This window comes from Sneathiella sp. P13V-1 (assembly GCF_015143595.1).
Classification (GTDB): Bacteria; Pseudomonadota; Alphaproteobacteria; order Sneathiellales; family Sneathiellaceae; genus Sneathiella.
This window is the reverse complement of sequence record NZ_WYEU01000002.1, coordinates 764,203-788,717: the sequence shown is the minus strand read 5'-3', so window position 1 is coordinate 788,717 and position 24,515 is coordinate 764,203. Positions and strand designations below refer to the sequence as shown.

Sequence of the window (24,515 nt, the reverse complement as noted above, 5' to 3'; positions counted from 1 at the left end):
GATTACGCGCTTCTTATTTTTATAGATCAAGCCTTTGCAGCGTTCAATTTGTCCCGTGCCGCCTTCAATTTGGCGAAATCTTCACCAGCGTGATGGCTGGAGCGGGTTAGCGGTGAGGACGATACCATCAGGAAGCCCTTATTATAAGCCTGTTTTTCGTAGGCCTGAAATTCCTCTGGTGTCACAAAACGATCAATGGCGTGATGCTTCACCGTTGGTTGCAGATACTGCCCAATTGTCAGGAAATCGATGTCAGCAACGCGCATGTCATCCATCACTTGAGCAACTTCGTCCTTGTTTTCACCAAGTCCTACCATGATGCCAGATTTGGTGAAGATGGTGGGATCCAGTTCTTTCACCTGCTGCAACAGACGTAAAGAATGGAAATAACGGGCACCGGGGCGCACCGTTGTGTAAAGCTTCGGCACGGTTTCCAGGTTGTGGTTAAACACGTCTGGTTTCGCGGCTACCACAACTTCTAACGCGCCTTCTTTTTTAAGAAAATCAGGGGTTAGAATTTCAATAGTTGTCTCTGGCGATGCTTCACGGATGGCCTGAATAACTTCTGCGAAATGCTGCGCACCACCATCTGCCAGATCATCACGGTCCACCGATGTGATCACCACATGGTTGAGCCCCATGGTTTTCACAGCTTTCGCCACATTGAAAGGCTCAAACGGATCAAGGGCGTTTGGTTTACCGGTGGAGACGTTACAAAACGCGCAGGCACGGGTACAAATTTCGCCCATGATCATCATGGTCGCGTGTTTCTTGGACCAGCATTCACCAATATTTGGGCAAGATGCCTCCTCACACACGGTGGTGAGGTTTAGGCCGCGCATCAGTTCCCGCGTTTCGTTATATTGCTTGGAAACAGGGGCCTTCACACGGATCCAGGAAGGTTTCCGCTGAATGGGGTTATCGGGTTTGTTGACCTTCTCAGGATGGCGAACCCGTTTTGTTTCCGAAGCAATATCTGTCATGGCGTTTCCGATCGCGGAACTAAACTAATAACATAAACTAAATATGGAGTGCCTTACCATAGGCATCAAGCACCGACTCATGCATCATTTCCGACAAGGTCGGATGCGGGAAGACCGTGTGCATCAACTCCAGCTCAGTTGTTTCTAGGGTTTTAGCAATGCCGTACCCTTGAATCAACTCTGTAACTTCGGCGCCCACCATATGGGCCCCCAAAAGCTCACCAGTTTTCTCATCAAACACGGTTTTAACAAGGCCTTCGGCTTCCCCCAAGGCAATGGCTTTACCATTACCAATGAAAGGGAAACGGCCAACTTTAACCTTGTATCCTTTTTCAATGGCGGCAGCTTCCGTCAGGCCAACGCTTGCCACTTGAGGATGGCAATAGGTACAGCCCGGAATGTTTTGAACTTCCAATGGATGCACGTCTTTGACACCAGCGATCTTCTCAACACAGATCACGGCTTCATGCGATGCCTTATGAGCCAGCCATGGTGGGCCGGTCAAATCACCGATAGCGTAAACCCCCGGTTCTGCCGTTTGGGAATACGCATCCACTTCAATATGGGTGCGGTCCACTTTAATCTTGGTGCCTTCAAGGCCGATATTTTCCACGTTACCGACAATGCCCACTGCCATGATCACACGATCGAAATCTGCTGTGGTGACTTTGCCTTTTTTGTCTTTGAAAGACGCGGTGACGTGGTTGGTGGATTTTTTCACGCCTTCCACTGTGGTCGCTTTCAGGATTTTCATGCCCTGTTTCTTGAAGGATTTTTCCGCAAAATCAGAAATATCTTTATCTTCCACTGGCAGAACGCGATCCATGACCTCAACAACGGTGACGTCGCTGCCAAGTTCATTAAAGAAGCTGGCAAATTCAATACCGATGGCACCGGATCCCACGACAAGAAGCCGTTTTGGTGTTGTATCCGGCACCAATGCTTCTTTATAGGACCAGATAAACTTGCCGTCAGGCTCCATCCCCGGCAAGACACGTGCGCGCGCGCCGGTTGCCAGAATGATATGTTTTCCGCCGATTTTGGTGACTTTACCGTCTTTTTCAACGGCAACAGTCCCTGCGCCCGCCAATTTGCCAAAGCCATCAAACACAGCGACTTTGTTTTTCTTCAATAGACCTGCAATACCACCGGAAAGCTGCGACGCCACTTGGCGGGAGCGTTTCACGGTTGCTTCCAGATCAACCGCAGCGGCGTCTACTTTGATGCCATAGGCGGTGGAATGCTTGATATTGCGATAAACTTCTGCGGTACGAAGAAGCGCCTTTGTCGGGATACAGCCCCAGTTCAGGCAAATCCCACCAAGATGTTCCCGCTCCACAACCGCGGCTTTTAAGCCAAGCTGCGCGGCGCGGATAGCGGCAACATAACCGCCCGGGCCCGATCCAATGACCACAACGTCGAAATTCTGTTCACTCATTTGGGTATCCCCCTAAAGCATCATGGTCAGCGGCTCTTCGATATAGCCTTTAAAATATTTCAACAGTTCCGCACCCAAGGCACCGTCAATCACACGGTGGTCACAGGACAAGGTCACACTCATCATTGTGGCAACGGTCAGTTCTCCGTCTTTCACGATAGGACGCTGTTCTCCTGCTCCAACGGCCAAAATGGCAGATTGTGGCGGGTTAATCACCGCAGAGAATTCCTTGATGCCGAACATGCCAAGGTTGGAGATGGAGAAACAACCACCTTGATATTCCTCAGGCATCAGCTTGCCATCACGGGCTTTCCCGGCGAGTTCCTTCATATTGTTGGAAATATCCGCAAGACCTCGCTTGTCAGCGTTCTTGACCACAGGAGTAATCAGACCACCTTCCACGGCAACCGCAACGGAGATATCAATATCTTTATATTGCAGGATCTTGTCCCCGCCCCAAATGGCATTGGCCGCGGGCAGTTTCTTAAGCGCCAGTGCACTTGCGCGAATGATGAAATCATTAACGGAGATTTTGTAATCATCCCCGCGGGAATTCAGCTCTTTACGCATAGCCAGCAGGTTATCCAACTCGCATTCAATGGTCAGATAGAAATGCGGGATGGTTTGCTTGGCTTCTGTAAGACGCTTCGCAATGGTTTTACGCATACCAGTGAGCGGAATTTCTTCATGCTCCCCTGCATGTGGTGGGGTTGTTACAACCGGCGCGGCAGCAGGTGCTGGTGTTGCAGCAGGGGCATCAGCACTTGGTGCAGGTGCCGCTTTCGCAGTACCGCCCGCAGCAATGAACGCATCCACATCAGCCCGAATAATACGACCGCGTGGGCCAGTACCCTGGATATCCGCGATATTAAGACTCGCATCAGCCGCCACACGGCGGGCAAGCGGACTAGAAAAAACGCGTGAGCCTTGCGGTGATGATGGTGCTGCCGGTGCAGGTGTCACCGCAGTAGGCGCTGATGCAGTCTCTTGTGCAGCGGGAGCCGCAGCGGGTGCAGGCGCTGCAGAAGTACTCATCCCTTCAAGGGCAGACGCATCTTCACCGTCTTCCAAAAGATAGGCAATCGGGCTGTTCACAGATACATTTTCAGTACCGGCATCAATCAGGATTTTCCCAATAACCCCTTCATCAACAGCCTCCACTTCCATGGTGGCTTTGTCGGTTTCAATTTCGGCGATCACATCACCGGAGGAAACCTCATCCCCTTCCGCAACATGCCAGGTAGCAAGTTTGCCCTCTGTCATGGTTGGGGACAGGGCTGGCATAGTAATGGTAATTGGCATCCCTCTTCCCCCTATTTGCGATAAGTGACTGTTTTAGAAGCTTCGACAACTTCCTGAACATTTGGCAGTGCCAGTTTTTCAAGATTTGCCGCATATGGCATCGGGACATCCTTACCTGTGACCCGCATGACCGGTGCATCCAGATAATCAAAGGCTTGCTCCATAATCTGGGCGGAAAGTTCCGCGCCCACACCATGTTGCGGCCATCCTTCTTCGACGGTGATACAGCGATTGGTTTTGCGCACTGACGCCAGAACCGTGTCCATATCCAACGGGCGGATTGTCCGAAGGTCAATCACTTCGGCAGAAATGCCTTCTTCTGCGAGCTTTTCAGCCGCACCCAACGCATAAGTCATGCCCATACCGAAGGAAACGATAGTTATGTCATCACCGGAGCGGGCAATCTTTGCTTTTCCAAGCGGCACAGTGAAATCATCCATGACCGGCACATCAAAGCTTTGACCATAGAGAATTTCATTTTCCAGGAAGATCACCGGGTTGGGGTTCCGAATGGCGGATTTCAGCAATCCTTTTGCGTCAGCCGCCGTATGCGGTGCCACAACGATAAGACCCGGCACATGAGCGTACCATGCGGCATAACATTGTGAATGCTGCGCGCCCACACGGGATGCCGCACCATTTGGTCCCCGGAAAACAATCGGGCTTTCCATCTGACCACCTGACATATAACGGGTTTTCGCCGCTGAGTTCACAATCTGGTCAATGGCCTGCATGGCAAAGTTAAATGTCATAAACTCAACAATTGGGCGCAGGCCGTGGAACGCCGCACCGACACCGATACCGGCAAAACCATGTTCTGTAATCGGGGTATCAATGACGCGTTTCGCGCCAAACTCATCCAGTAGGCCTTGCGTCACTTTGTAAGCGCCTTGATATTCGGCAACCTCTTCACCCATAATGAAAACGCGATCATCGCTCCGCATTTCTTCCGCCATTGCATCGCGAAGGGCTTCACGGACGCTGGTACTGACCATTTCCGTTCCCGCAGGGATTTCGACAGATGCGTCATAGCCTTCGCTATTGGCTTCGATCACTTGCGCGGTTGGAGCTGTGGTACCTTCTGCCGGAGCTTCAACTGCGGCTGGTGCAGGAGCGCTGCCACCTGCCTGATAATTATCAGCCGCAGATGCATCTTCACCATCTTCCAGAAGCAGTGCGATTGGGGTGTTCACGGCCACATTGTCTGTGTCCCCTGCGATCAGGATTTTACCAATGACACCTTCATCAACGGCTTCCACTTCCATGGTGGCTTTATCGGTTTCAATTTCGGCGAGAACGTCACCGGAGGCGACTTCATCCCCTTCATTTACCAGCCAGCGGGCCAGCTTTCCTTCAGTCATCGTCGGCGACAGAGCCGGCATGAGAATTTCTGTAGGCATTTTGAATGTCCTCTATGTCTTATCTGCTCTGTGGGGTTAAATGACGATGTCTGTCATCAGTTCATCTGGATGCGGCTCAGGGCTTTCCTGAGCGAATTCAACCGCTTCGGCGACGATAGCCTTCACTTCACGGTCGATTTCTTTCAGCTCATCCTCTGTGTAGATTTTTTCGTTCAGCAGTTTTTCCCGAACACGTTCGATCGGATCACTTTCCGCACGCTTCTTGTTCACTTCTTCCTTTGAACGGTACTTTGCCGGATCAGACATGGAGTGACCGCGATAACGGTATGTCTTCATTTCCAGAATATAAGGACCTTTACCGCTTTTGGCCCATTCAACGGCTTTACGCCCGGCCTCGGCGACGGCAAAAACATCCATACCATCGACCTGTTCACCCGGCACATTGAAACTTTCACCGCGGCGATACAAGTCTGGCTGCGCGGACGCGCGCTTCACAGACGTACCCATGGCATATTCATTATTTTCGATAACGTAAACAACAGGCAGACTCCAAAGTTCCGCCATATTGAAGCTTTCGTAGACCTGCCCCTGATTCACAGTACCATCGCCCATGTAGCATAGGGTCACCTGGTTGTTGTCTTGATATTTTTGGCTAAAGGCAATACCCGTTCCTAAGGGCACACAAGCGCCCACAATTCCATGGCCGCCATAGAAGTTTTTTTCTTTGGAGAACATATGCATGGAGCCGCCCTTACCTTTTGAATAACCACCTTCGCGGCCAGTAAGTTCTGCCATTACACCTTTTGCATCCATCCCACAGGCGAGCATATGGCCATGATCGCGATAGGAAGTGATAACAGCATCATCAGGTGTAATGGTGGATTGCATCCCAACAACAACGGCTTCCTGTCCAATATAGAGGTGACAGAAGCCGCCGATCAGGCCCATACCGTAAATCTGACCGGCTTTTTCTTCAAAGCGACGAATAAGAAGCATGTCACGGAAATATTTCTTGGTGAGTTCAGGATCGACCTTCGCGTTTCTGCGTCTGGTCGTTGATGCTGATTTAGCCATCATCTCTCCCTTGGTTGCGAGATAATAAATAAGGCAGCACTTCCCTGAAACCACTGCCTGCTCAAGCGTTAATATGATCGAATGTGGTTAACAAAATTGGCATAGACAAGTGAAAATCATAAAATTACACGGATTACAGTTAATCGAGTTAATTTGTTGCATCGCGACATAAAAATGCAGCAACTTCAGTTAATTCACTGAAATTGAAATATACCGATAATTTTTGACAATGATGCGTAATTAAATTTGTGCAGAGTTAATTCTGGTATCAGAAAATAACGAAGGTCTCGCTTGAAACTTATTTTGTATAGATGACCAGTTCATCCGGATGTGCCAGTCCTAAAACGTCACGCGCACGTTCTTCCAACATATCCAGATCCAGATTCTCTGGACGCAGTAAAGAAACCCGTTTTTCAAGTTTAGATCTTTCCTGCTCTGTGATCATCAATTCAGCATTTGCTGACTGAATATCCTGCTGCAGCTTCAGATACGCAAAAAGCCCCCTATCCCCTTCAACAAGGTGATAGCTGAAATAACAGATGACGAGTAAGCCTAGAATTGGCCCCACCCCTGTCTTCAATCTTTTCTGGATTTCGTATCTTGCGCTCATATGCAGAGTGAATCAAATTCACCGGTCGCGGTCAATCATTAAGTATCTTTATATGTTGTATTTTCCGGACTGTTACATTCCAGATACTCTTTCGCAACGGCAAGAGTTCTATCAAATATCTCTTCCAATTCACGGACGTCAGCTTCCTTGTAGCCACCCTGATTCAATTGCTCTTCAATAACAGTGGCCAGATCAGCCACAGCGACAAAACCTGAATTGGCAGCCTGTCCTCTCATGTCGTGAGCAACCAGCCGTTTTTTCTTCATGGAAATTGATTGGTTTTTCAGATCTTTGAAATTCTGCTCCATCCCGCTTTCCAAGGTCTGAACCAGCGTACGCACTTGCTCTTTAGACATTAGATTTTTTATGGTTCCTAATATGTCTTCATCTATCAATAGCATCGCCATTACAGGGGCAGGTACTTCCCTAAAGTCTTTATCACCTGATTTTTGATTGTAGATTAATGCGCCTAGTGACTGCCTCAACTCACCATGAATAATTGGCTTTACCAATGCGTTTTGCATTCCTGCCTGAATATATTTATCAACCTGACTTTTTAAGGTATTTACTGTCATCGCAAAAATAGGAAGTTGTTCTTCAGAGATCCCCATTTCCCTGATTGCGCGGGTTGCATCCACACCGTTCATAACGGGCATTTGAATGTCCATAAGGACTAGATCAAATCTGTCGGGAGCCTGTTTCACTTTTTGCAAAGCGTCAGCCCCATTTTGGGCAACTACGACAATATGTCCGTCAGATGTCAGCATTTCCTTCACAATCAACTGATTAATGTGATTGTCCTCAACCAGCAAAATCTGAAGGTTAGGAATTTCAATTTCAGTCCCGGACAGTTTAACCTTGGGTCGCTGCAGATTAGACGTTTTCACTGGAATACTGATAACAGTCGCAACCTGCCAGCTTTGCGGCCCTTCAAACTTGAACCTCGCCCCCAAAATATTCAATAGCTCACTACGCGGTTCGATAAATTTATCACCAGCGGAAGAAGGTCGTAAATGCCGCTCATCCCCGTGAAAAGTTATCTCCACCTCAAGAAGGTGCTCTTTATCCATTTGTGGTGATAGCGTTACAAGCACACCTAAAGTGCCATGTGTTCTTGACGACAAAATGTCCTTTATTTGCTCGAACAAAAGAAGTCGAATGACTTCCGGATTAGATCTTAATAGCGTAGCTGTATCACCGATAAAATTATAGTGGACTATAATGTTACGCCGTTCAGCCATCGGTTCAAAAATTTTCAGCAAGCCCGAGATCAGAGTTTCGATATCAAAATCCGTCAAATCATAACCGTTACCCTCATCTTCACTATCAAAAGTGGAAAGTTGACTTAAAAGGGCGAGCAGATAAAAAGCAGAATTTTTGACGTTCCTGACCTGGTTTTTCACATGCTCCGGAAACTTGTCTTTATCGAGATGAAGCACCAGACGCACCAAATCTTCCAGTGATTGACGCGTGTCTCTCAAAATATGGGAATGTGACCAATCCATACTTCTGTTTTTTGCTTTTACAAATTCAATTTTGTCCGTGTGTCGCTTGTTTTCCTTTTTTAGGAATGAAATTGCCTCATCTTTCAATTCGCTGTCCGACTTGCTGCGTGCAAGTAAATAAGTAAGTAAAGCAGCAAGGAAGAAAGCGGATGCCACCGCCAACATCAACCAATTGCCAGAGAACTGATGTATCTGCCTATACAGCGCTTCGGTTGGGCGAATGGAGACATCCAGTTTAATACCGTTTGCTGAAATACGCGTTGTAGAGATCCATTCTTGAAATTCAGAAGTCGAATATTTGGGGCTCTCCAATAGAATTTTATTTCCCTGCCTGATCAGCATTTCATACTGCTTATTCGAATATTCTGAATTCAGGTTTTTCACAACATTATGCAGCCACGGCCCAGGATTTAGCAGCATCATAAATTTTAACTGCTGACCGGTTTGACTTGTAACATAGGGCGTTTGAAGAACGAGATAATGATCAAAGGCATTTTCCACACTCAAACTGGGGGTGCTGTAGACTCCTCCGCTCGATAGTTCAGATGAGTTGTTTTTTTGCTGCTTAAGAATATTTTCGAGTGAAATCGTACTAATATCCTGATAATTCCACTTCACGGTCATGTCATCTGCAATTACAGCAATCGTATATCCGCCGGGCATATTCGCGATAAATGAAGCCCAATCTCCGAGTTCATTGGATCTGCCCTCGACACCGTTATATAGAAATTTTTCGGATAAGAACTGTAATTCACGTTGAACCGACAGAAGTTCAGCCTCCACCGCGCGCGACAGAAATCGGCTTTCAGAGGTGATATATTCTTTGAACATACCATCCTGTTTGTCTTGAACTCGGAATTGAACGATCAAAGAAATACCAACGCCGCAAAGCAGTATCGCAACAGCGGCGGCACGAATTAGAGTAAAACGTGCTGGATATAGGGACATTAAGGAACCTGTAATCGGCTATACAACTTCGAGGATAGTATATTTTTCTGAGAAAAAGTCAAAACTTTACTACTTTTGACCTAAATAAAAATACTATTAATATTATCGTCCACTTAGTTTGTTTTATTTACTCGCAAAAAACGTTGCGCTTTTCATCCCCTCCAACAACAAAAAGAGACTTTCTGTAAAGTGGGAATGAAAATCAAATCTTAGATCAGCCAGCATTTCATGCTCCAGAACTTGATCTACAACCGGCGAAACATCACACATCTGCCCCCAACCGATGAGCAAACTGTGAATTTTTGCCAGAAGTTGTATCCCTTCTCCCTTTGACAAAAACGGCAACGTCTCTTCAACCAATTCACTCAGTTTCGCTGATTTTTGAAGCAAAGCGAGTTTGTATTCCAACACATCGTCATAGGAGACATTTTTCTCCAAAACCAAGTGAAGAAGAGACATCAAGCGAATAGCCGTTTCACGCCCTCTTAATGTTTCGGAAAATAGGTCCGAAAAATCTCTATTTGTTAGGGGTTTTGACTCCGCTTCAATGCGTGCATAAAGACAGTCAAACCAATCCTCGAAATCTCGTTTTGACAGTTCCAGAAAAATTTCTTCTTTGGTTTTGAAGTAGAGATAGACAGTTCCCTTCGCAACCTTTGCCTCTTTGGCGATCATGGACATACTGACATCAAAAAAGCCTGCATCTATAAAAAGGCGCCTTGCAGCCGACAGTACACTTTCCCGGCGCACACCTTTTTGCTGCTCGCTTACAGCCCGTTTTCCCAACACTTTATTCATCAATTACTACGCCCTAGAAGAAGCAACACGCTATATCTATCTAATAGGTAATCTGATTAAAAGCCAATTATCACCAAATTATTATATTGACTTGTTTGGATGAATTCCAACATTATAATGACCAGTGGTCATTTAATTTTGCCGGGACACAAGATAATGATAAATCTCAACATAAATGGTCAACCAACGAGTGTTGACGCGGAGGCGGATACCCCTCTTCTGTGGGTATTAAGAGATACTGTCAAGTTGACAGGCACCAAATTTGGGTGCGGTGTAGGTGCATGCGGGGCTTGCACGGTTCATGTGGATGGTGAGGCTGTACGCTCCTGTTCATACACGCTTGAGGAAGCAGCCGGCAAAGACATAACAACTATCGAAGGGATTGGACAAGAAAAACAATCCGCCGTTCAAATGGCATGGCTTCAAGAACAGGTACCTCAATGTGGCTATTGTCAATCTGGCATGATCATGGCTGTGAGCGCGTTGTTGGAGGAAAATCCAAATCCGACAGATGAAGATATAGATGCCTCTATCACGAATATCTGTCGCTGCGGTACGTACCCCCGTATCCGTAAAGCCATCCACGAAGCCGTAAAAATCCAGACAGGAGCCTGATATCATGCCAAAAATGATGACACGCAGAAACTTCCTGATCGCAGGTGGGCTTGTTGGTGGCGGTATAGCTGTCGCTTATGCTCTGGGCGGTGATGATGGCGTTTCAGTTTTTGAGAAAACAGCCGCAGCAGGCGAATATCCGTTAAATGCTTGGGTAAAAATAAATACCGACGGAAAGATCACCGTTGCCATTTCCCAGGCAGAAATGGGACAGGGAATTTACACCGCCCTTTCAATGCTCGTTGCTGAAGAGCTTGAAGTCGATTTAGATAAAGTAACGCCAGAGGCTGCACCGGTTGATCCAAAATACGCCAACGTCGTTGCTGTCATGGATAGCTTACCCTTCTCAGATGGTCACCATAAAGGGGAAGCCACTGCAGGTGCGTGGCTGATGAGAAATGTTGGCGAAATGCTTGGCTTGCAAGTTACCGGTGGAAGTACGAGTGTTCGAAACTTCTGGGAGCCGATGCGTCACGCGGGTGCCACTGCCCGTGAAATGCTTATCCAAGCTGCCGCCACAAAATGGGGAATATCTGCAGATCAATGTGTTGCCGTAAATGGGGAAATCAAAACCAGATCTGGCGACAAATCAGCTACTTATGCTGAACTTGTGGAAGATGCTTCGAAAATCAAACTGGATCGGGATATCCCTCTTAAAGATCCTAAAGACTGGAAAATCATCGGTAAAAGCCAGAAACGACTGGATCTGCCATCTAAGGTGGATGGGAGTGCCGGATTTGGCGTTGACGTTGTTTTACCGGACATGGGTTTCGCGGCTGTCAGAATTGCCCCTGTATTTGGGGGAACTGTCAAAAGCTGGGATGACACCGCAGCAAAGAAAATGCCAGGTGTTCTGAAAACAGTTAAGCTCGACAATGCTGTGGCTGTTATCGCAGACAGCTTCTGGCGTGCAAAAATGGCGGTGGAAGAAATTGAAGTCACCTTTGATGACGGTGGCAATGGCAGCCTCGACATGGACAATATCTACGGCATGTTTGAAAAAAATATCGCAGCCGGGGATGGTCGTAGTTATGTGGATGAAGGTGATACCATCACTGCCCTTGAAAACAGCGGCGACAAACTTCAAGCAGAATATAAAGTGCCCTTCCTTGCACATGCCACAATGGAACCGATGAACTGTACAGCGAAAGTTGGTGATGACAGTGTTGAAGTCTGGGTTGCACATCAATCCGCAACTTTGGCCGCATGGCTGGCTGAACAAGCCGCTGATGTTCCTGCAGAAAATGTGAAAGTAAACACCACTTATCTGGGTGGTGGATTTGGCCGCCGTGCAGAAGTCGATTTCCTTGTCATGGCAGTGAAGATTGCAAAGGAATACAAAGATAAGCCTGTAAAACTCATTTGGACCAGAGAACAGGATATGCAGCATGACATGTATCGACCGGCTGCTCTGTCAAAATTCTCTGCCGCCCTTGGTAAAGATGGCCAGATCGACGCATTTCACAATCAGATCGCCAGCCCCTCAATCACCCGTCAATTTACACAACGTCTGCTTCCATGGGCGGGCTCTGACATGCCGGACAATACGACGGCTGAAGGCTCGGCAGACATGCCCTATCAGTTTGCGAACAAGCTGGTTGAGCATTTCCCGTCCCCTACTCCTGTTCCTGTCGGATACTGGCGTAGCGTTGGCCATTCATATAACGCTTTCTTTACGGAAAGTTTTATGGACGAACTGGCTGCCAAAACGGGCGCTGATCCCATTGACTTCAGAATGAAACATCTGTCAGATCACAAGGATTTCAGTGACGTTTTACAAAAACTTGCAAAACTCAGCAATTGGTCATCCCCGCTTGGTAAAGGTAAGGGCCGCGGTGTTTCCTTGCATGAATCCTTTGGCAGTATCGTGGGTCAGGTAGCTGAAGTTTCGGTGGATGCCGACAAGAACCTGTCAGTTGACAAGGTATATTGCGTTGTAGATTGCGGTACTATTGTGAACCCGGATACGGTCATCGCGCAGATGGAAAGTGGCATCATATTTGGCCTAACGGCTGCCCTATATGGTGATATCAATCTGGATGGCGGAAAAGTCGTCCAAGGCAATTTCCCTGACTACCAGATGGTGACTATGGAAACTTGCCCTGAGATCATTGTTGAACTTGCCCCGTCTGGAAGACCCATGGGCGGTGTGGGAGAACCAGGGACGCCTCCCATCGCGGCGGCGGTTACGAACGCCATATTTCAAGCCAATGGAGACCGGTTAAGACAACTCCCAATTACCAAGGCTGGTTACAGCATCTGATAAAAAAAGAGGCGAACCTTTACAGGTTCGCCTTTTTCAATACAGGGTTTTGCATTCGCGCTACGTATAGTGCTTCTGATAACTGAACTTTACTAAATGGCTTCATGAGGATGTTCTCTATGACCACCTTGTCCTTTTGACCCGTCGGCAGGTTATTCCCTGTAAAACCCGACATCAAAACATAAGGAAGACCCGGATATCTATCTTTCACATGCTCCACAACATCAAACCCGGAGAATCTTCCAGGCATAATGACATCGACGAGCAGAATGTCCGCTTGATCTTTCTCGAGCGCCAGAATTCCAGCTTCCGAATCCACATAGACATCAGGTACATATCCGATCGACCGAAGCTGTTTGGAAATCATTTCTGCGACTTTCACATCATCTTCAATGACCAGAACAGTTTCGCCATTCCCAAATCTAATTACATCCCTTGATTTAGTGGCTTTCTCTTCTTCCTGCAGGGCCCTTGGCAAGTAGAGTTTAATACTGGTGCCAACTCCTTCTTCGCTATAAATGCTGATGTGACCACCAGACTGTTTAGCGAAACCAAACACCATACTCAGGCCAAGGCCACTACCTTTTCCAACCTCTTTTGTTGTGAAGAACGGCTCAAAAATTCGTTCCTGAATTTCTTTGCTCATCCCAGAACCACTGTCCGTTACCACTATACAAACATATTCACCAGCTTCGATATCACTCCCTGTAGCATGAAAATCCTTTTCGATGGCGACATCAAAGCTCTCGATGGAAATGTCACCTCCCTCGGGCATTGCGTCCCGGGCGTTCACAAGAAGGTTCATCAATGCATTTTCAAGCTCGTTAGGGTCAATATACACAGACCATTTATTCTCCAGAAACGTCTTGAGAGAAATACTTTCCCCAACAGCACGGGTAAATAAGCTGTACATGCCACTGACAATATTATCTGGCTTTACAACGGATGGTGTTAGGGTTTGTTGCCTGGAATAGGCCAACAGCTGATGCGTAAGAGAGGCACCTCTTTCTGCCCCACGAAACGCATCGTTGAGAAGTTTCTTTGTGCTTGCATTCAGGCTTTCATTTTCAAGAGCAAGCTCCAGATTACCAATAACCACGGCAAGAAGGTTATTAAAATCATGGGCGATACCGCCGGTTAGCTGCCCAACAACCTCCAACTTTTGAGATTGACGAAGCTGTTCCTGAATACGTTCAGCTTCCTCCTGCGCCAGATACTCTGCGGTGATATTTGTGGATGTCCCTCTATACCCTAGGAAGTCACCCCTTTCGTTGATTATCGGTTTACCGGAACAGCTCCAATATTCCATTTCACCAACAGGATTTACGCGCCTGAAAATGAAATTCCGGAAATGTTTTCTATCTCTGATTTCAACTTTATGTGCTTCCCAATCTGAATAGTCGAAATCTACACCTTCCACTTCCCATCGCCTTAATCCGACCAGCGATCCATACCGGGTTGGTTGTGAGGCATTCTTATCCCGTGAAATAAAGGTATACCTATGCTCAGAGTCGGTCTCCCACATGGAGTTTGAGGTGACACTGGCGAAATCCTGAAATCTCTTCTCGCTTTCGATAAAATTAGTGAAAACACTCTTCAAGTTATTGGTCAGGTCATTAAACTCTTCCGCCGCAAACTTGGGTGTGGGCGCATGTTTATCCCTTTTCTCCAGCCTTTTTGAATAACTACTAAGTTGCTTGATCGGAGAAACAATGAAACTTTTCCCAATGTAATAGGCAAATATGGACAGTATGAAGATGACAACAAAACCGAGCGCGGCAGAAACCACATAAAGATTTGATAGAGGTTGGTATCCGAGGGTGTGATAGTGGACAAATACGACAAGTCCACTGTCAGGGAATACATCCTCTAAAATACGAGGAGCAAAGAAAAGTTCATCTTTATTATTTTCTACAATTTTTGCAGCCCCCGACGAATAACTTATTCCGTCTTTAGGTTCGCCAAATTTACTGACTTCAAACCCCTGAACCACCAAGGATACAAAATCTGCATTCGTCCTTTTCTTTATTTCCTCCAAAAGCGTCACATTGTCATTCAGAAAAAGGCCGGAAAGGATGTATCCATCCACCTTACCCGTCCTTTTATTTAGAAGTTCTGTTTTGTAGTAGACAAGTACTTGTGCAGTATTACGATTATTTTCAGGCTCAATTGCGATATTCCACAAATTCCTGCTTGTCCGCATTTTGGAAATCTGCTCACGGATGGACGGAAATTGGTTCAGTTGAATATGAATTTCCTCAACAATATCGCCGTGCTCTGTCAATAGCGCGACATAATCGACACTCCCCTCTTTCTGGGTATAGAACGCCGCTTCAATATAGCTATAAATTTCTTCCAGATTGTCAGCTTGTTTGGTCGCAACTTCTTCCGCGATCAAATCAGCAAACTGTCGAGAGGCATCCATGCGTTTTTCCAGGACGAGATCAGCGATAGCACCACTTTTCCCTGAAATCTGCTGCCGTTCGTTATCTATAACCAGGCTGGAACTGAAAAACGTGACAACCAGAATGGCAAGCGTCACCAGCGTCAGAACACTAAACAACCCTCCCGCCAGCAGGAGCTGGAGTTTAATTCCCTTTTTTACTTTCTCATTTTGAGTATCTAAAGGCACGCGTTTTAAGTTCCATAATACGATTTACACTTGTTTTTTGATCAACGATGACCATTGATCCTGAGTAGATGACGGGAACCTTTTCACCCAATTTGTTAATGTCCATGACGATTGCCTCGGCCATCGCTACGCCATTATCATCATTCATCCGCATAATAGTAAAGGCTAGTTCTTTATCTTCAATGGCCTGCAACTCCGCGGATCCTCCCCCCCAGCCATTAGTGATCACCCTGTCTTGCTTACCTGCTTCTTTGATGGCATCTATCGCACCAAAAGCAATATCTGTTGAGCAACTGAAAACAAAATCTATATCAGGATGGGCAGTTAAAACATCTTTTGTCGCAAGGTACGCTTTTTCACGGTTAAAACCCACATGGTAAGTTGTCAGTTGAATCATCTCCGGATGGGCTCTCATTAAATCCTCAAAGGCGCCGCATCGCATTTCACTGACATATCCCTTCTCTCCATACAATATGGCAAACTTCGCTTTTCCACCAAAACGCTTTAAATAAACCTGCGCGAGCTGCTCAGTCCCGATACGGTGGTCAAAACCCACATACAGAAAAGGTTGCCTCGCGCCAAAAGTTTTTAAGGGAGTTGTAATATTCTGCAGCATTACCTTTATTTTTGGTTTTCTGATAAGCTGACTAATTAACGTTTTATGTTGATCCGCATTAAGCGTGAAAACAACATAATCAGGATCTTCACTCAAATACTGAATGAGTACTTTACTCTGTTCACGGAACACATCACCGGGCTTTGTAAAATGTGTTTTCAGCACATAGTCAACACCATGTTCTTTAAGCCGTTCTTCCATTGAAGTAATGCTGCGACGCCAGTAATCGGATACCTGCAATCCAGGTAATACCATCACGATCTTAACTGGGGTTGTAACTTTGGATTTACCCGAAACGGCGCTCTGAATTTTCTTTTCGAAACTTTCAGATAAATCAACCTGTGAAGGGTTATTGGAGAGATATTCGTCAACAGTCCAATATGTTGTGCTTTGTTCAGCTGAAAATGCATATTCGGCATGGACGAATATGGTTAGCATTGCAGCAAGGGTCGCTACTAATGTCATAGCTTTTCTGTACATCATTACTGTTTCCGCCCTTATTTATTCAACTACATTAAGTTCTAAATCCCTAACAAAATGATTACATTTAACAATCGAGCCAATTAATTACCAAACCAAAAGTCTTTTTTCTTATTACGGGCTTAGTAAAACAGTTATACTGGCGCATATTAAACAATAGTGTCTCATACCTGCCTCAACCAATAAAGAACAATAATGTCACGACCTTTGAACGATATCCTTGTGGTCTCACTGGAACAGGCCGTTGCGGCCCCTTACCTTTCTTCGCGCCTTGCTGATGCCGGTGCGCGCGTAATCAAAATTGAACGGCCCGAAGGCGATTTCGCACGCTATTACGACAGTGTCGTCAATGGTCAAAGCGCCTATTTTGTCTGGCTCAACAGAGGCAAAGAATCCCTCCAATTGGATATAAAAAAGGACGAAGATCTTGCTTTACTGAAAAAAATTATTAGCAAAGCGGATGTGTTTATTCAAAACCTTGCCCCTAATGTAGTGGACAAATACGATTTGGACAGTGAGAACCTACGCGCTACCAATAAAAGACTGATTACAGTTGATATTTCCGGATATGGTGAAGATGGACCATTTGCCAAAATGAAGGCCTACGACATGCTGGTTCAATCTGAAACAGGTCTAGCCATGGTGACTGGGTCACCGCAGGAACCCGGAAGGGTTGGTGTCTCAGTTTGTGATATTGCAGCGGGTATGCATGGCCTTGTTGCTGTATTGGAAGCCCTTTATGAGAGGAAGACGACCGGAAAAGGCAAATCCATTAAATCCACATTATTTGCCGGGATGGCAGATTGGATGACGGTCCCTCTTCTCCATCAGCAATATGGTGGCAAGGCGCCGGGACGTGGTGGGTTAAGTCATCCTTCAATTGCTCCTTATGAGGCCTTCACGGCAAAAGATGGCGGTGAAATCGTGATCTCCATTCAAAATCAGACCGAATGGAAAAACTTGTGTGAACAGGTTCTGGATCGTCCTGATTTTGTAGACCATCCAGATTATGCCAATAATGAGCTTCGGGTTGCTAACCGGGAACAGCTTCGTCAGGAAATTCTGGATATATTCGCAACGCAAGAAAGAAATGTCCTGACAGATAAGCTTTTAAAGGCTCGCATTGCCTTTGGGTCTCTAAACACAGTTGCTGATCTTATCGACCATCCACAATTGGAACGAACGGAGGTCCAATCTGAAAATGGACCTGTCAGCCTCATCTCCTCACCGATTAGATTTGCAGGTGATGAGGAAAGTTACGGCCCAATTCCCGCCTTGGGCGAACATAATGCGGCACTTAGGAAAGAATTTGGCAGCGAATAATGAGCGATGCATCCGGCCAATCCCGAAATGAATATTTGCAGGCTAGATATGGCGAAGCGTATAAATGGATGGCTGGTGGTGCTGTTGTTCTGGGCCTCTTGACTACCATTTTTTCATCGACGATGGTCAATGTGGCCCTGACAGATGTAATGGCAACCTTTGGAATTTCGCAAGGTGACGCGCAGTGGCTTTCAACAGGTTTTCTATGCGCCAGTAGCATTGCCATGCTGGCAACTGCCTGGCTGGTAAGCCAGTTTGGCACGCGGGCGACCTTTCTTATTGCTATTGGTGTTTTCGTGGTTGGCAGTTTGCTCGGTTGGCAATCTTTTAATTTTCCCATTCTTGTTATCGCGCGACTTCTTCAAGGTGCAGGCGCGGGTATCCTGCAACCTCTATCCATGTCCCTTATTTTTCTTCTCTTTCCTGCAAATATGCGGGGACGAGCCATGGGTCTGTTCGGAATGGGTGTTGTGATAGGCCCCGCCTTTGGTCCGGTTATTGGCGGGATCGTTACTGACAGCATGGATTGGCATACTACTTTTTCCTTGGTGATCCCCCTCGCCCTGCTTTCCGCTCTTCTCGGGTTTGTATTCCTGCCCAACCGATCTGGGGAGCGTGAGAAAGTACGTTTCAATATGCTGAGTTTTATACTGATCGCACTTTCAGTGGCAGCATTGCTTACGGCCTTTACCAATACGCAATTTAATTCAGTAACCAGCATAAAAGTTTATCCTTACTTCTTAATCGCCTGTATCGGGTTTACTTTGTTCTTCCGGCGCGACTGGACAAGCGCAAATCCTCTTGTGGATCTCAGGCTTTTTAAGAACCTAAAGTTTTCTTCCGCCACGATGATTGGTGTTTTCACAAGTGCGGGGCTGTTTTCCAGTTTTTATGCCATTCCCTTATTTGCCCGAACTGTTCAAGGGGCGTCGGCTACAGACGCTGGAATGGTCCTTTTCCCCGCTGGCCTGTTGATGGTCATCGTATTTCCCGTCGTTGGACGTTTGATTGACATCATGCCTGCCCATCGACTGATCCTTTTTGGTCAAGTTCTCTTTATCGTCTCAACTTTTATCCTGAGCTATTCGGAACAAAACACGGATTATCTCTATCTGGCGGGTTGGATTATTGTGGGACGTGTTGGCCTTGGTTTTGTTATGCCATCCTACAGCACCTTTGGCCTTTCATCCGTTCCTCCCAACCGAGTGACGCAAGCTTCAGGATCGCTTAATTTTGTGCGGATGGTCGGCGGCTCCATCGGGGTTAATCTCACCGCAATTTTGATCACTGCCAAAACAAACGGTTATGTGGCCGAAGCCAAGATAAATGCCAGCGGACCACTTAATCAGGGCCAAACAGTTGAAATCATGACCCACACTTTTCAGGATGTCTTTATGATCACCGCAACCGTGTTTGCACTTGCCCTTGTCCCTGCAATTTACATGCTTCGAACCTATCGGAAAGAACAAACATCAACCTAAAAAAAACCCCGCAATATGCGGGGCTTTTCTAATGATTTGTGTCGCTTACAGATCTACAAAACCTTTTCCTTCTTTAACCAGCTTCTCAAGAAGCTTAGCCGGTTTGAAGAAGTCACCATGTGTTTTCTGATATTCACAAAGTTTGTCATAAACTTTCTGAAGGCCAGTTGCGTCGCCATAGCGCATAGGGCCACCGCGATATACAGGCCAGCCATAGCCGTAAACCCAGATCACATCAATGTCACTTGGACGGGCCGCAATACCTTCTTCAAGGATTTTAGCGCCTTCATTGATCATTGGATAAATGCAGCGTTCCAGAATTTCTTCATCAGAAATCTCGCGGCGTTCAATGCCAGCTTCTTTTGAAGCATTGACAATGATTTCTTCCACAACAGGATCAGGCTTCGGTGTACGGCTCCCCTCTTCATAAAGGTAATAACCGGAACCGGTTTTCTGACCAAAACGACCCATTTCACAGATCTTGTCAGCAACAGGGCTTGTCTCCCCCTTACCTTGGCGGATACGCCATCCAACATCATTACCTGCCAAGTCAGACATGGCAAATGGACCCATTGGAAGACCAAAATCAAACAGAACGCGGTCCACATCTTGTGGCAGTGCACCTTCCATAATCAGGGCTGTTGCCTGTTCGGAACGACGGTGAAGGATACGGTTACCCACAAAACCTTCACATACACCAACCATGGCCGGAACCTTACCAATGCGTTTTGCAAGGTTCATACAGGTTGCCATAACTTCCTTACTTGTCTTCTTGGTACGCACTTCTTCCAACAGACGCATAACGTTCGCTGGGCTAAAGAAGTGCAGACCGATAACAAATTCAGGACGTTTGGTGACGCTGCCGATTTCATCAATGTCCAATGTAGAAGTATTGGTTGCCAAAATGGCACCGTCTTTACAGATACCGTCCAGTTTCTCGAACAGCTCTTTTTTCACTTCCATATTTTCGAAGATGGCTTCGATTACGATATCTACATCCGCAACATCTTCCAGGTTCGTAGTCCCTGTCAGAAGCCCCATGCATTGATCCATGGCGGCTTGGCTCATGCGGCCTTTTGAAACGGTTGCCGCATAGTTTTTGCGGATGATTTCAAGGCCTTTATCCAAACCTTCCTGAGAAGTTTCAACAATGGTTACTGGAATACCAGCCTGAAGGAAGTTCATGGCGATACCGCCGCCCATGGTGCCCGCACCAATGATACCACAAGAATTGATATCAAAAGTTTTGGTCTCACGTGGCACATCAGGGATCTTCATAGCCTGACGTTCTGCGAAGAACATGTAACGTTGACTGATGGATTGCTCACCGGTCATCAGTTCCATGAACAACTCACGTTCACGCTTCAATCCTTCTGGGAAAGGAAGTTTCACAGCGCCTTCAATTGCCTTGATGCAGTTTTCAGGAGCCTGGAAACCACGTGTGCGGCGGGCGATAGATTTACGGAAATCATCAAAGATTGCAGGATTGTCTTTTGCTTCTTGCAACTTGTCATTCTGTTCACTGATTTTCACCAGCGGACGACCTTCTGCAACGACAGATTTAGCAAATGCAATGGCACCTTCTTTAAGGTCACCATCGACAATTTCACTTACCAGACCAACTTCAAGTGCTTTCTGCGCTTTAATTGGCGCCCCGCTTGTGATCATCTGCAATGCCATTGGAACGCCAACAACACGTGGCAGACGCTGCGTGCCACCTGCACCTGGTAAAATACCAAGTTTAACTTCTGGCAGGCCAACTTGCGCCGCTGGGCTACAGACGCGATAATGACAACCAAGTGCTGTTTCCAGTCCACCACCAAGCGCAGTACCGTGGATTGCCGCAACAACGGGCTTAGAGCTTTCTTCAATCGCAGAGATCACCGCGTTCAAGTTAGGCTCTTGAGGTGGCTTACCAAATTCGGTGATATCAGCGCCCGCGATGAAGGTACGTCCTGCACATACAAGTACAATGGAGCTAACACTATCATCCGCGTTGGCAGCTTCGATACCACCTTTGATACCGGCACGCACAGCAGCGGCAAGGGCATTTACCGGTGGGTTATCCACCGTGATCACACCAACATCACCCTCTGCTTCGTAACTTACTTTTTCCGTAATAGCAGTCATTCAATAAATCCTTCCAAGGTTTGACTGTTTTTGGAGGGGTGTTAACCCCGAGTTGGATCATCAGAAACCTGCACAAGCAGCTTTCCAAAATTCTTACCTTTCAACAAACCGAGAAACGCTTCTGGAGCGTTTTCAATACCCTGTACGATGTCTTCTTTATACTTAACTTCACCGGTTCTGATCCAGTTTCCAAGATCCCGAACCACATCCGGGAAGCGATCATAGTGATCAAAACTTATGAAACCCTTTAGAAGAATTCGTTTAACGAGCATGGATCCAAAAAAGGCTGGAAGCTTGTTCGGACCGTCTGGATCGCCTGTCATGTTGTAGTTAGCGATACGGCCACAAAGCGGAATACGGGCGAAGTCATTCATCAATGGAAATACCGCGTCAAACACGCGACCGCCCACATTTTCAAAATATACGTCGATACCGTTCGGGCACGCGGCTTCAAGTTTGGCTTCGAAGTCGTCGTCTTTGTAATTTACGCAGACATCCGCCCCCAGTTCTTCTTCAACATATCTACATTTGTCGTCAGAACCAGCCACACCAACAACACGGCATCCTTTAAGTTTCGCAATCTGGCTTACGATGGAGCCAACAGCACCGGACGCTGCTGAAACCACAACTGTCTCACCTTCTTTTGGCTGACCGATATCCAAAAGACCAACATAAGCGGTCAATCCTGGCATCCCCAGAATACCTACACCTGTAGAAATTGGCGCATTGGCTGGATCCACTTTCATGACACCTTGACCATTGGAAATGGAGTGGGACTGCCACAAAGTATGAGAAACCACATAGTCCCCTTCTCTGAATTTGTCGTTGTTGCTTTTAACGACGACAGAAACACCAGTACCACTCATTGGCTCGCCAATTTCAGCGCTCGCCGCGTAGCTTTTGCTCGCATTCATGCGACCGCGCATGTAAGGATCCAAAGACATATAGATTGTCTTCAGCAGCATCTCACCTTCACCTGGTGTAGGAACTGGTGTTTCGACAAACTCCCAGTTATCAAGAGTAGGTTCGCCTACTGGGCGGGATTTCAGAAGCCATTGTTTGTTCATTTCAGTCATTTACTTTAATTCCATTATTTAGAAATGAAGCACATCATCACTGTCAGTGCTGTTAAATAGCCGTTCTACGAGTTGCGCCCGGTTCTCCAGAACAGCAGATTGGTTGATATATTGCTTGTCGGTAATTTCGTTTTTGTCTGGCGACAATGGATAGCCCATAGCAAGGACATGTCCCACTCGCCTGCTTTTTCCTTTATTTTTTTCGTTATAGCTTTCGAGCTTTTCTTTTATGTTCTGAAGGTATGTTGTATCAGCAATTGCATCAAGTACGATTTGAGCTTTAAAGCCATTTGCCATGATTTCTTTCATGGCCGGCTCGCTTGGGACCAACAAGATACCGATATCCTCCATATCATGCCCTGCAATCACAATATCCCGAACATATGGATCAAGCGCGTCAATCAGGTTAAGCCTCAGACTTCCCACCTCGACCCATGTGCCATTTGACAGTTTGAAATCTTCCGAAACGCGACCCGCAAATGTCAGTCCATGTGACGGATCCTCAGGATCAATAAATTTCACCGCATCACGAATGCAATAAAACCCTTCCTCATCAAAATACTCTTTCGTCAAATCCGGGCGTTTGTAATACCCTTCCAGAATTGCCGGGCCTTTTACGCGGATTTCATATTTGCCGGCGACTGGTACCAATTTGACGTCAATGCCTGAATAGGGCACGCCAAGCAATCCAACCTTTTCTTCATTCCAGTAAACTGCTGTTCCTACGGCTGTTGTCTCAGTCGCTCCCCAACCTGTTCCAAAAGGCATACGAAGGCCAGTATATTTGATGGCCTGTACCTGCATACGTTCGAACAGTTCCTGCGATAGCGCCGCACCACCATATTGGCAGATCTTTACGCGTGAGAAGAATGCGTTTGCAAACTCTTCATCATTTTCCATACGATCCAGCAGGAAACTGAACGCCGTTGGCACACTGCTGAACCGTGTTGGTTTTACGCGTTTGATATTTTCAATGGTTCTTTCAAACAATCCCGGGACCGGTTTACCATCATCCATATACATGGTGCCTGCCACCCGCATGACACTGAAGAAATTGACGTTGCCGCCGTAAGTATGATGCCACGGCAACCAATCCAAAAAGACCAGCGGATCATTGATTGGGTCCCGCGGCTCCGAGATCAGTTCCAACATCTTCTGGCCGGAACATATCATCTTCATGGTATTGGGCACCGCCTTTGGCATACCCGTAGATCCTGACGTAAACAGGATTTTTGCGAGCGTATCCGCATGAACCTTGGTGCGTGCCTCTTCGATAGCCTCCAGATCAATATCTTCATCAAGCAAATCTTCAAAAGGACGCCCTGTCCCTTCAAAAACTCCCTTGGCTGTGAAAATATCTCGTGAGCCTTCATTTAAGATATCAATGGCCTTACCAAACATCGCGGCGTCTTCGGCGAATACCATTTTTGGCTCCACCAGATCAGCGGCATATTTCAGCTTTTCAAAGTCCTTTGTCATCAAGGAAAAAGATGGAGAAACCGGCACTATCGGTACACCGATTTGCAATGCGCCCATGGCAAGAAGTGCGTGGGAAAAACTATTGGTGGACAGGATCAGAATGGACGTTTTTTCCGAATATCCGTTTTTCAACAGCCAATTACTGATTTGGTCCGCTTTTTCTTTTGCTTCTTTGTAGGTCAGCTCTGCCCATGTTTCTTCAGGACTACATTGAACCAGAAAGGGCCTGTCTGGCATTTCAATAGCTGCATCATGCCAAAGTTTTGAAATGTTTGTTTCATATTCTCCGATTGCAATATTGCTTTGCATCAGATAGGAACCGTCCGTCCGTTTTGTAACGGATGTATCGGGAGCTGGTCGATTTAACGCCCTGAATGGAACTGCGGAATGCATGTTTTAGT

Annotated in this window: 17 protein-coding genes; 4 read left to right on the top strand and 13 right to left on the bottom strand. The window is 46.7% G+C overall.

Annotation, left to right across the window (positions count from 1 at the left end):
- Positions 1 to 26 precede the first annotated feature (26 nt).
- The 8 genes from lipA to GUA87_RS10675 all read right to left on the bottom strand — a co-directional run bounded on the left by lipA (position 27) and on the right by GUA87_RS10675 (position 10,019).
- Entirely contained in the window at positions 27 to 983 is a 957-nt protein-coding gene (gene lipA, locus GUA87_RS10710; protein ID WP_193716548.1) for a lipoyl synthase, read from the bottom strand.
- 37 nt (positions 984 to 1,020) lie between these two features.
- Positions 1,021 to 2,421 carry a dihydrolipoyl dehydrogenase gene (gene lpdA, locus GUA87_RS10705; RefSeq protein ID WP_193716547.1) on the bottom strand — a complete coding sequence of 467 codons (1,401 nt, stop codon included), beginning with the start codon at positions 2,419 to 2,421 and terminating at the stop codon, positions 1,021 to 1,023.
- A 12-nt stretch (positions 2,422 to 2,433) separates the two neighbouring features.
- Entirely contained in the window at positions 2,434 to 3,723 is a 1,290-nt protein-coding gene (locus GUA87_RS10700) for a pyruvate dehydrogenase complex dihydrolipoamide acetyltransferase (protein WP_193716546.1), read from the bottom strand.
- 11 nt (positions 3,724 to 3,734) lie between these two features.
- Complete coding sequence (locus tag GUA87_RS10695) at positions 3,735 to 5,123, bottom strand: pyruvate dehydrogenase complex E1 component subunit beta (protein ID WP_193716545.1); 1,389 nt, start codon at positions 5,121 to 5,123, stop codon at positions 3,735 to 3,737.
- 36 nt (positions 5,124 to 5,159) lie between these two features.
- The gene (gene pdhA, locus GUA87_RS10690; protein ID WP_193716544.1) at positions 5,160 to 6,158 is read right to left on the bottom strand and encodes a pyruvate dehydrogenase (acetyl-transferring) E1 component subunit alpha; all 999 of its coding nucleotides are present in this window, start codon (positions 6,156 to 6,158) and stop codon (positions 5,160 to 5,162) included.
- 298 nt (positions 6,159 to 6,456) lie between these two features.
- On the bottom strand, positions 6,457 to 6,768 hold the full coding sequence (locus GUA87_RS10685) for an FtsB family cell division protein (RefSeq protein WP_193716543.1): 312 nt from the start codon (positions 6,766 to 6,768) through the stop codon (positions 6,457 to 6,459).
- A gap of 38 nt (positions 6,769 to 6,806) precedes the next feature.
- On the bottom strand, positions 6,807 to 9,221 hold the full coding sequence (locus GUA87_RS18215; RefSeq protein WP_321575901.1) for a response regulator: 2,415 nt from the start codon (positions 9,219 to 9,221) through the stop codon (positions 6,807 to 6,809).
- Positions 9,222 to 9,344: 123 nt separating this feature from the next.
- Entirely contained in the window at positions 9,345 to 10,019 is a 675-nt protein-coding gene (locus GUA87_RS10675; RefSeq protein WP_193716542.1) for a TetR/AcrR family transcriptional regulator, read from the bottom strand.
- A 156-nt stretch (positions 10,020 to 10,175) separates the two neighbouring features.
- On the opposite strand from GUA87_RS10675, the gene GUA87_RS10670 reads away from it, so the two are divergent.
- Both GUA87_RS10670 and GUA87_RS10665 read left to right on the top strand, forming a co-directional pair.
- Complete coding sequence (locus GUA87_RS10670; protein ID WP_193716541.1) at positions 10,176 to 10,634, top strand: (2Fe-2S)-binding protein; 459 nt, start codon at positions 10,176 to 10,178, stop codon at positions 10,632 to 10,634.
- A gap of 4 nt (positions 10,635 to 10,638) precedes the next feature.
- Positions 10,639 to 12,897: a xanthine dehydrogenase family protein molybdopterin-binding subunit gene (locus tag GUA87_RS10665; protein WP_193716540.1), complete on the top strand. Its 2,259-nt coding sequence runs from the start codon at positions 10,639 to 10,641 to the stop codon at positions 12,895 to 12,897.
- Between the two features lie 19 nt (positions 12,898 to 12,916).
- On the opposite strand, the gene GUA87_RS10660 is transcribed toward GUA87_RS10665, so the two are convergent.
- Together GUA87_RS10660 and GUA87_RS10655 are read right to left on the bottom strand one after the other, a co-directional pair.
- Positions 12,917 to 15,460 (bottom strand): ATP-binding protein, encoded by a 2,544-nt coding sequence (locus GUA87_RS10660; RefSeq protein WP_193716539.1) that lies wholly within the window; start codon positions 15,458 to 15,460, stop codon positions 12,917 to 12,919.
- A 46-nt stretch (positions 15,461 to 15,506) separates the two neighbouring features.
- A complete protein-coding gene (locus GUA87_RS10655) occupies positions 15,507 to 16,628 on the bottom strand; it encodes a substrate-binding domain-containing protein (RefSeq protein ID WP_193716538.1) in 1,122 nt (373 codons plus the stop codon).
- Between the two features lie 192 nt (positions 16,629 to 16,820).
- Here GUA87_RS10655 and GUA87_RS10650 point away from each other — a divergent pair, with 192 nt between their 5' ends.
- A complete protein-coding gene (locus GUA87_RS10650; protein WP_193716537.1) occupies positions 16,821 to 17,948 on the top strand; it encodes a CaiB/BaiF CoA transferase family protein in 1,128 nt (375 codons plus the stop codon).
- Positions 17,948 to 19,429 carry a DHA2 family efflux MFS transporter permease subunit gene (locus GUA87_RS10645; protein WP_193716536.1) on the top strand — a complete coding sequence of 494 codons (1,482 nt, stop codon included), beginning with the start codon at positions 17,948 to 17,950 and terminating at the stop codon, positions 19,427 to 19,429. Before GUA87_RS10650 ends, GUA87_RS10645 begins: the two co-directional genes overlap by 1 nt.
- Before the next feature lie 45 nt (positions 19,430 to 19,474).
- On the opposite strand, the gene GUA87_RS10640 is transcribed toward GUA87_RS10645, so the two are convergent.
- From GUA87_RS10640 to GUA87_RS10630, 3 genes are read right to left on the bottom strand one after another with little or no spacing between them, the layout of a single operon-like run.
- On the bottom strand, positions 19,475 to 21,559 hold the full coding sequence (locus GUA87_RS10640) for a 3-hydroxyacyl-CoA dehydrogenase NAD-binding domain-containing protein (RefSeq protein ID WP_193716535.1): 2,085 nt from the start codon (positions 21,557 to 21,559) through the stop codon (positions 19,475 to 19,477).
- A 41-nt stretch (positions 21,560 to 21,600) separates the two neighbouring features.
- Complete coding sequence (locus GUA87_RS10635) at positions 21,601 to 22,635, bottom strand: NADP-dependent oxidoreductase (protein WP_193716534.1); 1,035 nt, start codon at positions 22,633 to 22,635, stop codon at positions 21,601 to 21,603.
- A gap of 18 nt (positions 22,636 to 22,653) precedes the next feature.
- Positions 22,654 to 24,507, bottom strand: coding sequence for an AMP-binding protein (locus GUA87_RS10630; protein ID WP_193716533.1), 1,854 nt, complete (start codon positions 24,505 to 24,507; stop codon positions 22,654 to 22,656).
- Between the last annotated feature and the right edge of the window lie 8 nt (positions 24,508 to 24,515).

Bases quoted from the DNA above. Each gene is read 5' to 3' on its own strand.
- lipA (WP_193716548.1), bottom strand. From the start codon at position 983: ATGACAGATATTGCTTCGGAAACAAAACGGGTTCGCCATCCTGAGAAG.
- lpdA (WP_193716547.1), bottom strand. From the start codon at position 2,421: ATGAGTGAACAGAATTTCGACGTTGTGGTCATTGGATCGGGCCCGGGC.
- GUA87_RS10700 (WP_193716546.1), bottom strand. From the start codon at position 3,723: ATGCCAATTACCATTACTATGCCAGCCCTGTCCCCAACCATGACAGAG.
- GUA87_RS10695 (WP_193716545.1), bottom strand. From the start codon at position 5,123: ATGCCTACAGAAATTCTCATGCCGGCTCTGTCGCCGACGATGACTGAA.
- pdhA (WP_193716544.1), bottom strand. From the start codon at position 6,158: ATGGCTAAATCAGCATCAACGACCAGACGCAGAAACGCGAAGGTCGAT.
- GUA87_RS10685 (WP_193716543.1), bottom strand. From the start codon at position 6,768: ATGAGCGCAAGATACGAAATCCAGAAAAGATTGAAGACAGGGGTGGGG.
- GUA87_RS18215 (WP_321575901.1), bottom strand. From the start codon at position 9,221: ATGTCCCTATATCCAGCACGTTTTACTCTAATTCGTGCCGCCGCTGTT.
- GUA87_RS10675 (WP_193716542.1), bottom strand. From the start codon at position 10,019: ATGAATAAAGTGTTGGGAAAACGGGCTGTAAGCGAGCAGCAAAAAGGT.
- GUA87_RS10670 (WP_193716541.1), top strand. From the start codon at position 10,176: ATGATAAATCTCAACATAAATGGTCAACCAACGAGTGTTGACGCGGAG.
- GUA87_RS10665 (WP_193716540.1), top strand. From the start codon at position 10,639: ATGCCAAAAATGATGACACGCAGAAACTTCCTGATCGCAGGTGGGCTT.
- GUA87_RS10655 (WP_193716538.1), bottom strand. From the start codon at position 16,628: ATGATGTACAGAAAAGCTATGACATTAGTAGCGACCCTTGCTGCAATG.
- GUA87_RS10650 (WP_193716537.1), top strand. From the start codon at position 16,821: ATGTCACGACCTTTGAACGATATCCTTGTGGTCTCACTGGAACAGGCC.
- GUA87_RS10645 (WP_193716536.1), top strand. From the start codon at position 17,948: ATGAGCGATGCATCCGGCCAATCCCGAAATGAATATTTGCAGGCTAGA.
- GUA87_RS10640 (WP_193716535.1), bottom strand. From the start codon at position 21,559: ATGACTGCTATTACGGAAAAAGTAAGTTACGAAGCAGAGGGTGATGTT.
- GUA87_RS10635 (WP_193716534.1), bottom strand. From the start codon at position 22,635: ATGACTGAAATGAACAAACAATGGCTTCTGAAATCCCGCCCAGTAGGC.
- GUA87_RS10630 (WP_193716533.1), bottom strand. From the start codon at position 24,507: ATGCATTCCGCAGTTCCATTCAGGGCGTTAAATCGACCAGCTCCCGAT.